This is a genomic window from Gilvibacter sediminis (genome assembly GCF_028561565.1).
GTDB classification, from domain to species: Bacteria; Bacteroidota; Bacteroidia; order Flavobacteriales; family Flavobacteriaceae; genus Gilvibacter; species Gilvibacter sediminis.
The window spans coordinates 644662-657146 of record NZ_JAQQTE010000001.1; the positions used below are offsets into that span (position 1 = coordinate 644662).

11 protein-coding genes are annotated in these 12485 nt (G+C 44.9%); 5 read left to right on the plus strand and 6 right to left on the minus strand.

Annotated elements, in window-relative coordinates; all coding sequences use genetic code 11:
- Window positions 1-5: 5 nt before the first annotated feature.
- Genes rnc through pyk form a run of 3 tightly spaced genes read left to right on the plus strand, consistent with a single transcriptional unit; the run spans window position 6 to window position 2703 of the window.
- On the plus strand, window positions 6-782 hold the full coding sequence (rnc, locus tag POW22_RS02930; protein WP_272831075.1) for a ribonuclease III: 777 nt from the start codon (window positions 6-8) through the stop codon (window positions 780-782).
- Window positions 779-1276 carry an IPExxxVDY family protein gene (locus POW22_RS02935; RefSeq protein WP_272831076.1) on the plus strand — a complete coding sequence of 166 codons (498 nt, stop codon included), beginning with the start codon at window positions 779-781 and terminating at the stop codon, window positions 1274-1276. The genes rnc and POW22_RS02935 overlap by 4 nt, the downstream gene beginning before the upstream one ends.
- The gene (gene pyk / locus POW22_RS02940) at window positions 1276-2703 is read left to right on the plus strand and encodes a pyruvate kinase (RefSeq protein WP_272831078.1); all 1428 of its coding nucleotides are present in this window, start codon (window positions 1276-1278) and stop codon (window positions 2701-2703) included. The genes POW22_RS02935 and pyk overlap by 1 nt, the downstream gene beginning before the upstream one ends.
- Window positions 2704-2741: 38 nt before the next feature.
- Here the strand turns inward: pyk and POW22_RS02945 are convergent, their stop codons facing one another.
- The 3 genes from POW22_RS02945 to dinB form a co-directional block, all read right to left on the minus strand.
- Window positions 2742-3545, minus strand: a complete 804-nt coding sequence (locus tag POW22_RS02945) for an SH3 domain-containing protein (protein WP_272831079.1) — start codon at window positions 3543-3545, stop codon at window positions 2742-2744.
- Between the two features lie 195 nt (window positions 3546-3740).
- A complete protein-coding gene (locus POW22_RS02950) occupies window positions 3741-4934 on the minus strand; it encodes a hypothetical protein (protein WP_272831080.1) in 1194 nt (397 codons plus the stop codon).
- A 50-nt stretch (window positions 4935-4984) separates the two neighbouring features.
- On the minus strand, window positions 4985-6085 hold the full coding sequence (gene dinB / locus POW22_RS02955; RefSeq protein ID WP_272831081.1) for a DNA polymerase IV: 1101 nt from the start codon (window positions 6083-6085) through the stop codon (window positions 4985-4987).
- Window positions 6086-6128: 43 nt separating this feature from the next.
- Between dinB and POW22_RS02960 the strand changes: the two genes are divergently transcribed.
- Both POW22_RS02960 and POW22_RS02965 read left to right on the plus strand, forming a co-directional pair.
- Complete coding sequence (locus POW22_RS02960; protein WP_272831082.1) at window positions 6129-6602, plus strand: CYTH domain-containing protein; 474 nt, start codon at window positions 6129-6131, stop codon at window positions 6600-6602.
- Window positions 6590-7114, plus strand: coding sequence for a YciI family protein (locus POW22_RS02965; protein ID WP_272831084.1), 525 nt, complete (start codon window positions 6590-6592; stop codon window positions 7112-7114). The genes POW22_RS02960 and POW22_RS02965 overlap by 13 nt, the downstream gene beginning before the upstream one ends.
- On the opposite strand, the gene POW22_RS02970 is transcribed toward POW22_RS02965, so the two are convergent.
- The 3 genes from POW22_RS02970 to pbpC are packed head-to-tail and all read right to left on the minus strand — an operon-like array spanning window position 7111 to window position 12485.
- The gene (locus POW22_RS02970; RefSeq protein WP_272831085.1) at window positions 7111-7776 is read right to left on the minus strand and encodes a copper homeostasis protein CutC; all 666 of its coding nucleotides are present in this window, start codon (window positions 7774-7776) and stop codon (window positions 7111-7113) included. The two genes, POW22_RS02965 and POW22_RS02970, sit on opposite strands and share 4 nt — an antisense overlap.
- Window positions 7776-10097, minus strand: a complete 2322-nt coding sequence (locus POW22_RS02975) for a beta-N-acetylhexosaminidase (RefSeq protein WP_272831086.1) — start codon at window positions 10095-10097, stop codon at window positions 7776-7778. The genes POW22_RS02970 and POW22_RS02975 overlap by 1 nt, the downstream gene beginning before the upstream one ends.
- A 27-nt stretch (window positions 10098-10124) precedes the next feature.
- Complete coding sequence (pbpC, locus tag POW22_RS02980) at window positions 10125-12485, minus strand: penicillin-binding protein 1C (RefSeq protein ID WP_272831087.1); 2361 nt, start codon at window positions 12483-12485, stop codon at window positions 10125-10127.

Below are 12485 nucleotides of genomic sequence, written 5' to 3' on the forward strand. Positions count from 1 at the left end.
ACTTAATGACTTCCATACGAAACATATTCAATTCCCGTGCTGAAAAGGACGGGAATTTTTTTCGCGCTATAAAGAAGATTCTGGGCTTCGCTCCTGGGAATTTGGCCTTTTATGAAGAGGCATTTACCCACCGTTCTATGAATCAAAAGGACGACGACGGCATACAACAGAACTATGAGCGTTTGGAGTTTTTAGGCGATGCGATGTTGGGCGCTGTTATTGCTGCTCATCTGTTCAAGAAAGTACCTCACGGCAATGAGGGTTACCTCACTAAAATGCGCTCTAAAGTAGTCAGTAGAGAGCATTTGAACGAGTTGGGAAGAGACTTGGATCTGGTCAGTATGGTGCGTACCAATATTCCAGTTGAGAATTTTAGCGGTAACATTCACGGCAATGTTTTTGAAGCCTTGATCGGAGCTATTTATTTAGACAAAGGATACAAGTACTGCGAGCGTTTTATCCACAAGCGCGTCATCAAGCCCTATGTGGATATCCAGAAGCTGGAAGGCAAGATCATTTCCTATAAGAGTTTGCTTATTGAATGGTGTCAGAAGCATAAGAACAGCTTCAAATTCATGGTCTATGAAGACAACGGCAATGACGATCTCAAGCATTTTGCCGTAAAACTGACCATAGATGATCGCGTAATGGCTAAAGCCCGTGCTACCTCTAAAAAGAAGGCCGAAGAGCGCGCCGCCAAGCGTGCCTATTACAAACTTCAACGCAGAATTGAAGGCGATAAGCAGGCGGCAGAGGCCGCCCAAACTTCTCAAGACAAATGAGTACGCTCAAGTTAGAATTGACCTTAGACGACGACCTTGACAACAGCGTTGTTGTGGCAATACACTGTAGCGAACCCGACTTTAGAATGGCTTATAAGATCAATCAAATCTTGCAGCTCAATTTGCAGCGAGAAACCCAAGATCTGGAGTTTGTGTATGCCGAGGGAAAAGCAGAATATCCCTTCTTTTATTTTGACGATTGGACCCACGATAGGCAGTTCCATTTGGTAGCCAATTCCACAGAACTTTTAGTAGATAAACCCTTGGCTCTGAGCGCCGATCTCTTTGGTGAAACCGGTGGCCCTAAAGCCAGAAAAGTGCATTTATTGCCCGAATTAAAACAGGCAGATTACCTCTTAAAGATAACTTCAACCAAGAATAACCATTCCGAAAACGTTATAGTTTCAAGAATTAACGAAATTGCTCAAGTTATTACCGCGTATGTCGTAGATTTACAATCGGTGAAATCGAAAAGCAACTTAATTTTTGAGTAATGCCTACCCAAAAGAAGACTAAAATTGTGGCCACTTTAGGCCCTGCAACTTCCGATCGTGAAGTGCTAAAAGATATGATCCTTGCCGGGGTCAATGTGTTTAGAGTTAATTTCTCTCACGCCAATTATTCAGATGTAGAAGAGCGTATCGCCATGATTCGTTCCCTGAATGAAGAGTTGGATATTTCTACAGCTATCCTTGCTGACCTTCAAGGACCTAAACTCCGTGTTGGGATCATGAAGGAAGAAGTGGTGGTGAGTCCTGGCGATACCATCAAGTTTTGCACAGGAGAGGAATTTGAAGGTACTTCGAAAAAAGTCTATATGAATTACGATCAATTCCCTGCCGATGTAAAGGTTGGAGAACGTATTCTTTTAGACGATGGGAAATTGATCTTTGAAGTGGTTGCTACCGATGGAAAATCAGAAGTAAATACAAAAGTACTTCAAGGAGGACCTTTGCGCTCTCGCAAAGGGGTTAACCTGCCAAATACGGACATTTCTTTGCCAGCCCTAACGGAGAAAGACCGCGAGGATGCTGTCTTTGCGATCTCTCAGGACGTGGATTGGATAGCGCTTTCTTTTGTGCGCCACGCAGACGATTGTAAACAACTCAATGCGCTTATCAAAGAGCACAGTGAATACAAGATCCCGATCATCTCAAAAATTGAAAAGCCAGAAGCTGTAAAGAACATCGATGAGATCATCGCCTATTCAGACGGATTGATGGTGGCTCGTGGAGATCTAGGGGTAGAGATCCCTGCACAGGAAGTTCCTTTGATTCAAAAACAGTTGGTACACAAGGCTAAAAAGGCGCGTATTCCGGTGATCATTGCTACGCAAATGATGGAAACCATGATCTCTTCTTTAACACCAACACGTGCAGAAGTGAATGACGTTGCCAACTCGGTAATGGACGGCGCAGACGCAGTGATGCTCTCTGGAGAGACCTCTGTTGGGAAGTATCCGGTTGATGTGATCAAGACCATGTGCAAGATCTGCAAAGGAGTGGAAGCCTCTCCGCTTATCAAAGTTCCACAGAATCCACCGCACATTAAAACGAATCGTTATATCACTAAGAGCATTTGTTATCACGCGGCTTTGATGGCCAATGAGATCGATGCACGTGCTATTTGTACCTTGACCAATAGTGGTTATACAGCCTTTCAGATCTCTGCTTGGAGACCGGCTGCGCACATTTTGGTATTTACCTCTAATAAGCGCATACTGTCGCGTTTGAACTTGCTTTGGGGTGTTCGTGCCTTTTACTATGATAAGTACGTAAGTACTGATGAGACTGTAGAAGACGTGAATCGTATTGCCACTGCAAAGAACTATGTGGTAAAAGGGGATTATCTGATCAACTTGGCGGCTATGCCGATCGTGGATAAGGGAATGGTAAATACCCTCCGCGTTTCTCAGGTATAAAAAAAGACCCCGAAGGGCCTTTTCTTTATTCAAACATTCTATTTATAAGCACGGATCTGTTGGATCTTCATGCCTTTTTCTGTGGCTGTGATACTCACAGTGCGCTTTACCTTTTTGGCATCATAGCTGTATTGTAGCTCCACCAAACCATTGGCATTGCGGGTTACGTTAAGCGCATCAAACCAGCTGTCAGTTTCTTTTTTAGGCCCTTTGATCTGTTGGGTCTCTTTCCCGGTTTGTTTTGGGAAGGTGAACTCGTTAGGGATATCGAAGATCTTCTGAGCAATAAAATAAGCTTCATGCCATTCAGCTCCAGGAAGCATTAAGGTCTCCGTATTGACCGGTTTGCTCGCCGTGCCTCCATTGGCTTCTACGTAGCTAACATTTGGATAGGCCTCTTTGAGCTCCTTGGCATAGCCGGCAGGCAACATATCGTCTTCAGGAGGAAAATACTTAGACAGGTATCCGTTAAAGACATAACCGCTTTTTCGGTTAAAGTTGACCTTGTCCATCCCGCCTTTGATATTATTGACCTTCATGGTTTGCTGTGGCTCATGCTCAAGCACTTCCAGTCGCGTCCCATAAGGGATTATAGCGAGTTTCTCACTGTTGAGATTATTGAATGCGCGTAAGCTCAATCCCGTGCGGGCAGTGACGTAGAGATAGGTCGTTTTGACTTCTTCCATCGCCTCCCCGACTTCTTTGAAGTCTTCGGTCATGGCCAACTGTTCGTTGATCACGCTCTGCGTTTCTGATTCTTGAATTTCTTGAGGGGCTTCTTTACAAGCTACTAGGGTGAGCGCCCCTAAAAGGGCTAGGCTCGATAATTTTACTGTGTTCATCTTTGCAAGTTTTAGCGTTAATAAAAATGTTATCGTAGCTTTCTTTGCAAGGAATTGCAGTCTTTATTTTGGGTGTTGGATGCCCGGTTTGTTTTTATAACGTCGCCGGACAAAATAAATTTTTCAAAGGATGTGCCAATTCTTGGTTTTTGGTCTTTTTTAGGACTTTTTTAACGAAAAGACCTCCTTTTTGGTCTAATTCTGCTCAATTTTGGTCAAAACTTGGTCAATCCAATAGGACTGAGAATCCAAATATTGATCGGGAGCGATCCCAATTTCCTCATATTCAAGGTATTTTTCATATTTCGAGCTCGTCAAACCCAAAGAATACCCAAAGCAGGGTGTAATCAAACTAGGCTTGGAATAGTTTCCAAAGCCATAGGCCAAGGCGCCACGGGTATTTTCCCCATAAGTGGTTAGCCTAAGTTGTTTCTTAGCTTTCAAGAGGAAATGCTCTGCATTACTACCCACATAAATGTTTTGGATCAGGTGGAATTCGAGATCCTTTTTGCGCTTTTTGAACAATTTTAGAAAGGGATCTGAGGTTCTTGGGCCTCCGCCGCCATTATTTCTAAGGTCCAATATGACCTTTCCAGAGGTTAGTTTTTCCTCCAAGACCTCAAGCAGCTCCATGGCCTGTTTATAGGTGTCATTGTCTCCTCCAAAATCCCCTAAACGCACATAGTGGATTCCGTTGCCGTAGTCTTCATATTGAAAGGTGTCGCCTTCCAAATAGTAGTTGTTGGAAGCCCAGTCTGCAGCTGCTTCCTCTCGTACCCAGCGTTCTGGATACAATCTTCCATTAACCAGATTAACTTCATTGCGCTGCGGTTGGTGGTTTCTGTTGTAAAATACACCCGAATAATATTCACCTGTTTTGCGTAGTGCAAACTTTAAGGTACCCGCTGGCCAATCTTCGTGTTGACTTTCCAATATATATCCGCCATAATCAAAAGTGGCATCATTTATCTTAACCACAGCGACACGGTATACTCCGGCTAGATCGTAAATTCCGGTGATCGGGTCATCAGTTGTGGTTACAGCATTTGAGGTCAAGGCCTCCGGAGAACCCTCATAAAAAGGACTAAGACTTGTATAGTCTCGATCTTCATTGCGGTCAACTATGTAAATATGATTGTCTTTGACCACATCCAAATAAGTTTGTAAATAATACAAACAGTTCAGTTCAATGTTCTTATCCTTAGCGATCATATCCTTTAGACCTGCAATAAGCACTCGGTCCGCCATTGGAGACTTCCATTGCGATTTGAAACTTGGAGCAGCTTTGGCTTGTTCAACAACATAGTCCAATTCGCTGGCGCAGTTGCAATTCTGAGCAAATCCAACACTAAAAATTAAGAGGAATAGTAGGCTAAAAGTAGCTTTCATGGAATGATGGTTTTATGTGATATTAATAGTGATTTGGGGAAATTGTTACACTAAAATTCAAATTTTAATTGTTCGCTAATGCTGTCTTTTTCTATGGGTTTGTCTGATTTGTCGTTATTCAAATTGGAGATGGATATTCCCAGCAATCTCACCGATTCTTTGAGCTTTTCTTGATACAAAAGCCCTTTGACTTCCTCCAAGATAAGTTCGGCGGTTGCAATATAAAAAGGAAGTGTTTTGCTTCTGGTTTGTAGACTGAAATCACTGTACTTGATCTTTAAGGTGACCGTTTTCCCAGCGATCTCACTCTTGCCCAAACGGCGCTCAATCTCTTCTGCAATGCCTTGCAGACGTTCCAACATAAATACTTCTGAGGTTATGTTTTCACTAAAAGTGCGTTCAGCAGCTAGGGATTTTCGCGTTCGGTCTGGTTTTACTTCAGATCGATGGATTCCGCGAACCACATCAAAATAGTATCCTCCGCTTTTTCCAAAATGCTGATCTAAGAAATCTCGGGAGCGCTCTTTAAGATCGGCTCCTGTAAAGATTCCCATCTGATACATTTTCTCTGCAGTGACCTTACCCACTCCGTAGAACTTGCGAATATCCAAGGCTTCTAAAAAAGCCTCTACCTCTTCTGGCGGCACTGTTTTTTGCCCATTGGGTTTATTGACATCACTGGCCACCTTGGCAATGAACTTATTGATCGAGATTCCTGCAGAAGCATTCAAGCCAGTTCGCTCTTTGATCTGCGCGCGGATCTCACGGGCAATCAGGGTGGCGCTGGGATTTCCTTTCTTGTTTTGAGTGACGTCCAAATAGGCTTCATCCAAAGAAAGCGGCTCCACCAGATCGGTATATTCAAAAAATATCTTTCTAATCTTTCTGGAGATCTCGGTGTATCGATCAAAGCGCGGCTTTACAAAGATTAGATCGGGGCAGTTACGTCTTGCTATAACACCGCTCATGGCGGAGCGCACTCCGAATTTTCGAGCTTCGTAACTGGCTGCACTGACCACCCCACGCTTGGAACTCCCGCCCACGGCGATGGGTTTTCCTCTCAGCTCCGGCCGGTCCAATTGTTCCACAGAGGCGTAGAAGGCGTCCATGTCCACATGAATTATTTTCCGATTTGCCAGGCCAGCTTCCATCCCATAAATTTATGATATCTTCGTTAGACTTCAGTAGCAAAACATGGTAGAAGTAGAGCGAAAATTTTTGGTAAAATCCACGGCCTTTAAAGCCTTAGCTGCCCAAGTTGAGCAGATCGAACAGGGCTTCCTCTCAACGGATCCAGATCGGACAGTCCGTGTGCGTTTGGTTGATGGGCGCGGGGTATTGACCATTAAAGGCGCTAGCAGTGATGACGGCACTTCCCGTTTTGAATGGGAACGAGAAATTCCTGCCGATGAAGCCGAGCATTTGCTAAGTATCTGTTTGCCGGGAAGCATTCGTAAAGCGCGTTATCGCGTGCCCGTAGAGCAGGTCACTTTTGAGGTTGATGTGTTCTTCGGAGCCAATGAAGGCCTTATTGTTGCAGAAGTAGAACTGACCCGTCCGGACCAGGACTTTCCCAAACCAGACTGGTTGGGAGAAGAAGTCACTGCAGACGCTAAATATTACAACAGTCAACTATCTAAAAACCCCTATTCAACATGGGAAGATTAATTACTTTACTCGCGCTAACCAGCCTGCTTTTGGTGGGTTGCAATCAGAAACGATACGCTCAAGATGACATGGATATAGAAGGCATTGACCTTGATGAAGCGTTTGAAGAAGTGGAGGTCAAGCCCTCTGTAGCGCAACAGAAAGCCGCATTACTCAAAGATGGTTTTGAGATCTTTGATTATGTAGATGAGGCTACCGGTGATACCATCATCATGCAGAAATACTTTATGGCTTTTTTAAAGAAGGGTCCAAATCGGGATCAGCCTAAGGCAAAGGCAGATAGCTTGCAAGCCTTGCACATGGCGCATCTAGGACGTATGTATGAGCTGGGCTATGCAGATCTTTCGGGTCCCTTTGATGATGAGAGTGACATCAGCGGCATAACCGTTTATAATGTTCCTACCTTAAAAATGGCCGATTCATTGGCCAATATGGACCCTATGGTCAAAGCAGGGCGCCTGGTCATTGAGATCCATCCTTGGTGGGCGGGAAAAGGCTATCCGTTGCGTTAACCGATAAGTGCAGCCTTCATTTGACTCACTACAGATTCATTGGAATGTAGTTCTCCTTTTTTTATCGCTGCGGAGTGAATCGCTCCGAACCCCTTATCGCTGAATTTTGAAATGTTCTCTGGGCGGATACTCCCTCCAGGCATAATAGTAATCCGATCTCCGAACTCGGTTTGCCATTGCGTAAGTTTTTCCAAACCTTCCACAGCGGTTTGAGCTCCTGCAGAGGTAAGAATACGAGTAAATCCCATAGCAATTAATTGCTCTATGGCAGTGTCAGGATCTGTCATTTCATCAACGGCTTTATGAAAGGTGATCTCCAAATTTCCAGCAGCCTCAATCATTGCATTTATAGCTTCAATGTCAAGTTTGCCATCAGCAGTTAGGGCGCCAATAACCACGCCCTGAGCGCCTAGATTTTTGACTTTTTCAATGCTGCGGATCATTTGCTGGATCTCTTCCGCAGAAAAACAAAAATTTCCTCCACGCTTACGTATCAAGACTTGAGTGTCTATTTGAAATTGATTGAGAACATCTGTTAGAAGTTCCATGGAAGGAGTTACCCCTCCGAGGTCCAATTGCTCACAGAGTTCAATCCTGTCTGCGCCACCGTGAACGGCCGCACGAACAGATTCTAAACTTGGGGTACAGATCTCTAGCAACATTACTGCATCACAATTTCGTCCAGAAAGGTCCAGGCTTTGTTGCCAGCTCCTTGCTTCCCTTCTGGAATGATCCCATAATTTGGAATGTCAATTCGGATCCTAGTGATCATTTCTTCTGGCATCCCGAAGACTTCATTGGCCACATTAGACGTAGAGTCTTTTTTGATCATGGCTGTGGTGTTGTAAGCACGGCCATCGGCCAGAGTCGCTCGGATTTGACTTTTAGTTGGTGCATAGATCCACTGCCCAGGAGCGTGATAGAACCCGAGTTTTAGCGAATTGAGTTTAACAGGAGTTTCGAATCGAATATCTACTCGGAGATCGTCTCCCCAAAAGCCCAACCACTCTTTATCTCCATGCCGGTTTTTACTTCCATAGACTCCGTTATTCAAAGCTGCAACTCCTCCGCTATTGTAGGCCGGATGCGGTTTTTTGTCAAGTTTTATGGTGGCATCAATGCCTTTGTGTAAAGTGAAGTCTTGTCTAAAATTGACTAGATCAGCGTCTGTTTGACCCTCAAAACGGGCTTCAAGAATGGCGGAACGCTCTACCATTATGGGCTCGCTATAATCAATCCAAGCCTGTTCATTAGACCAACGATACTGTATCTTTTGATCCGGCAGAGGACCGTTAAGGCTAATGCGTAGTTTGTCTTCTTTGTTTATTTCTGAAGTGATCTTTTGCAGCGGATTGTAATAGCTTCTTCCCATTACATCCAGCCTGTCCAAGAGCGGTTTGAGCCTTCTTAGGAAATCTGGATAGGACTGCTCTGGATCTTTTTTAGCCCCACTCCAAACCACCTCTGCCATGGCCATGGTTCTTGGGTAGGCCATATACTGCATCTTTTCTTCTGAGGTCATATATTCGGTCCAAACATTCCCTTGAGCTCCTAAGATCAATTGGGCTTGTTTGTTGTTTAATTCCGAAGGGATCGGATCAAAACTGTAGACCTTTTCCAACGGCAGAAAGCCGCCAATGGCCAAAGGTTGATCTTCTGAATCGTCTTGATAATAGTCAAAATAAGCATGAGAAGTTGGACTCATAATTACGCCGTTTCCTGATTTGGCAGCCGCAATTCCGCCTTCCACTCCACGCCAAGACATAACCGTAGCCGTTGGGTCCAAACCACCTTCTAAAATCTCGTCCCAACCCAATAGCTTTTTACCTTTCCCGTTGAGGTAACCCGCAATTTCACTCACAAAAAAGGACTGCAGTTCGTGCTCGTCTTTTAAATTTTGTTCCCGGATCAATTCTTGACAAAACTCAGAACTTTTCCAACGCGCTTTGGGCGCTTCATCTCCACCAATGTGGATGTATTCTCCAGGGAATAAGGCAATGACCTCGTCCAAAACCCCAAAGAGAAATTCGAAGGTTTCTGGTGTTGGACAGAAGATATCTTCAAAAACACCCCATTTGGTTGCCACATCTATCGATTCTCCAGTGCATCCTAATTCAGGATAAGCGCTGATCGCCGCTCGCGCATGCCCTGGCATTTCAATTTCAGGAATCACCTCTATGCTCAAAGATTGGGCATAGGCCACTACTTCTTTGATCTGCTCTTGGGTGTAGAATCCTCCGTAGCGTTTCCCGTCAAATTTTTGAGGTTGGTCGTTGTAGTGCCCAATTAGGGTTTCACTTCTGTAACCTCCGTGCTCAGTGAGTTTAGGGTATTTTTTAATCTCAATGCGCCATCCTTGATCGTCGGTCAAATGCCAGTGAAAACGGTTCATTTTTAGCATTGCCATTACATCTAGATAGCGTTTAACCGCATCTACCTCAAAAAAATGTCTGGAGACATCCAAATGCATGCCGCGATGTTTGAATTCTGGTCCGTCCTCTATACTGAGGCCAGGTAGTGCAAACTGCTCATAATCCAATACCCTATCAGCTTCAAAAGCAGCAGGAAGTAATTGCCTCAAGCTTTGTAATCCATAAAAAGCCCCAGCAACGTCCTTGGCGTAAATACTGATTTGTTCCTTGTCAATTTGAAGTTTATAGTGCTCATCTTCTAGAGTATTGTCACTGATGATCTTCAATTGAGCCGCATCAGAATTAGAAGCTCGTTGAACGGAAAAACTAGAATTTAATGCAAAGTATGATTCCATAAACGGAGTGACCTCTTCCGCAAAAGAGTCCACAAAGTAAGCGAGCTCCGCAGGCCAAATGAACTGCGCATCAGTAGCCTCAATAGATTTAGGTGCGGGAATGATAGCCACCTCTTCAAAAGCGAGCTTGGGAAAGTCTTCTTGCTCGTCGCAACTGACTAAAAACAGCAGGCAGCCAAGGAGCGAAATTCGTGTGAATACGGCAGTAAAATGCATTAGGGTTTGGTTCGGTTCTTCGCTAAGTTACGGATTCCGAATATGAATTTCATGGCTGATCTCATTTCCGTCCGCATCCACTACAGTGAGCAAATGATTGCCAGCTTTAGGCAGTAAGGCCATTTCATGGAATACATCTGTAGTGCCTAGATACGTTTTGTTTAAATACCAATACAAGGTGGTTTCGGATTTTCTGTGTGCCACTTTAAAGACCACTTCATTGGGTTGTTGGCTAAAATCTTGCGCTAAAACTATGTCTGAGGTCTCCTTGGGAAAAATAAACTCCATATTGGGCATTTCTGCAGGAAAGCAGCCGGGTTTATAACTCGGTAATGCTTTGTATTCCGGATGATTCTTAGCGTAGTAATGGGCTACATATGGCGGCAAAACAAACCAACTTTCATTTTTGATCTGTGTGGCAGGATAGCAGTCCAAATTGACCTGATATTTCCTTTCAGCGTCTAAGAAAATACTTTGATGATACGAGCAACTCAACGTGAGTACTTTGGCATCGGCGACCCACTTTTGCTCGGTGTGCTGGCAATGCGGACCCGCAATATGCCCACTTTTACTGCACAGGGTTCTTTGAACCATATCATCAAAGGGTTTAGCAAAGAATTCAGACTTGGGCAGTTGGTCAAAAACCTCAAAGAGCAAAGGTGCTGCAGCTTGTACTCCGGTGAGTCCTGGCCGACCTTCACCATCAGCATTACCAGCCCAAACACCTACAGTATATTTTGGAGTCACCCCTACAGCCCATGCGTCTTTAAAACCATAAGAGGTTCCTGTTTTCCACGCTATTTGTTGCGCCCCATCAAAACTGTCCCAAAGTTCTTGTCCAAAAGGGCGATTGACCTCTTGCAAGGCTTCAAAAGTGTTATAAATACTACCCGCAGTCCAAATTGGGGCTTTAAAATCTAGGGAACCGAGATCGGGTGATTCATTTAATTGCAAGACGGGAGCATGGAATTCCTGAGTACGGTATTGAGAAGATTCTTGATCAAAATGAATCAAGGTCGCTCCTAAACCTGCATAGGCAGCAGTTACTTCCCAGAGCGAGGCTTCAGCACCGCCCAAGATCAAAGAGAGTCCGTAGTGATTGGGCTGCTGATTGATGCTGTTGAAGCCGGCTTTTTTCAACTTTCTGTAAAAACGCTCCAAACCATAAGATTCCAACAGGCGAACCGCTGGGATATTCAAGGAGCGCGAGAGGGCTTCACGCGCACTAATAACTCCTTGAAAGTCCTTATTAAAATTCGTTGGGCTGTAACCATTTATACTGGTGGGGACATCTTTAACCAACATGTCAGGCAATAGACTTCCTTCTTGCAAGGCACTTGCATAAAGCAGTGGCTTTAAGATACTCCCTGTGCTGCGTCGGCTTCTAATAATATCCACATTGACTTGATGTGCTGCGGAGGTCGGACTGTTGCCAACATAGGCCAGCACTTCTCTACTGTCGGTCCCTAAAACCAAAACGGCAGCATTGTGGATTTCATTAGACGCTAAATTGCCGTGATGTAAACGCATGCTGTTGTTCAGCTGTACTTGGAGCTTGTACTCCAAGGTCGTCACAATTCGTTGTCCCGGTTTTTCCTTTACCATACGATCCAAAAGGTGAGGAGCCAATTGAGGTAAGGGCAGCGGCTTGCCGGGTAAAGGCTCTTGGATTGAAAGCTCATAATCTGTTGCGCTGATCTCTCCGCGATCCATCAGTTTTTTGAGCAGGCGATTGCGCTTTATTAGCAATACCTCATGACCTTTCCCTGGGTACACAAGGGCTGGAGCATTCGGCAGCACCGCTAAGGTGGCCATTTGACCCCAACTGAGTTCAGCCGCTGGTAAGCCGTAGTAGCGCCAGGCGGCCGTTTCAAGACCGATCACATTACCGCCAAAAGGCGCGTGGGAGGCATAAATGCTCAGAACTTCTTCTTTGCTGTAACTAAACTCCAGGCGCGTGGCCTGCACCATTTCAATGAGTTTTTCTGAGTAAGTTCTCGCCTTATTATCTCTGGACAGACGGATCACTTGCTGGGTGAGCGTACTCCCCCCACGGCGCGAATCTGTCGTCAAATTATTCCACAACGCCTTGGTCACAGCCACTGGATTCACGCCAGGGTGCTGGTAGAAATACTCGTCTTCAAAAAGCAGGATACAGCGCTTAAATTTATAGGGAACACTGTCTGTTGCGGGGAATCGCCACTGGCCATCCGCAGCTATTCTGGCGCCTAACAAAAAGCCTTCCCGACTTTCAATAACTGTTGAGGTCGGAGCTTCAAAAAGCACTTTGGGCAGGCAGAACAGCCAATACCCAAAGGCTATTAGAAGCAGGCTTCGCTTAAAGCCTAGCCATTTGAAAAATGATATGGTTCGCTGTTTTAGCTGCAT

Excerpts from the sequence above, each read along its gene's own strand:
- rnc (WP_272831075.1), top strand. The coding sequence starts at position 6 with ATGACTTCCATACGAAACATATTCAATTCCCGTGCTGAAAAGGACGGG.
- POW22_RS02975 (WP_272831086.1), bottom strand. The coding sequence starts at position 10,097 with ATGCATTTTACTGCCGTATTCACACGAATTTCGCTCCTTGGCTGCCTG.
- pbpC (WP_272831087.1), bottom strand. The coding sequence starts at position 12,485 with ATGCAGCTAAAACAGCGAACCATATCATTTTTCAAATGGCTAGGCTTT.
- POW22_RS02945 (WP_272831079.1), bottom strand. The coding sequence starts at position 3,545 with ATGAACACAGTAAAATTATCGAGCCTAGCCCTTTTAGGGGCGCTCACC.
- POW22_RS02960 (WP_272831082.1), top strand. The coding sequence starts at position 6,129 with ATGGTAGAAGTAGAGCGAAAATTTTTGGTAAAATCCACGGCCTTTAAA.
- POW22_RS02950 (WP_272831080.1), bottom strand. The coding sequence starts at position 4,934 with ATGAAAGCTACTTTTAGCCTACTATTCCTCTTAATTTTTAGTGTTGGA.
- pyk (WP_272831078.1), top strand. The coding sequence starts at position 1,276 with ATGCCTACCCAAAAGAAGACTAAAATTGTGGCCACTTTAGGCCCTGCA.
- dinB (WP_272831081.1), bottom strand. The coding sequence starts at position 6,085 with ATGGAAGCTGGCCTGGCAAATCGGAAAATAATTCATGTGGACATGGAC.
- POW22_RS02965 (WP_272831084.1), top strand. The coding sequence starts at position 6,590 with ATGGGAAGATTAATTACTTTACTCGCGCTAACCAGCCTGCTTTTGGTG.
- POW22_RS02935 (WP_272831076.1), top strand. The coding sequence starts at position 779 with ATGAGTACGCTCAAGTTAGAATTGACCTTAGACGACGACCTTGACAAC.
- POW22_RS02970 (WP_272831085.1), bottom strand. The coding sequence starts at position 7,776 with ATGTTGCTAGAGATCTGTACCCCAAGTTTAGAATCTGTTCGTGCGGCC.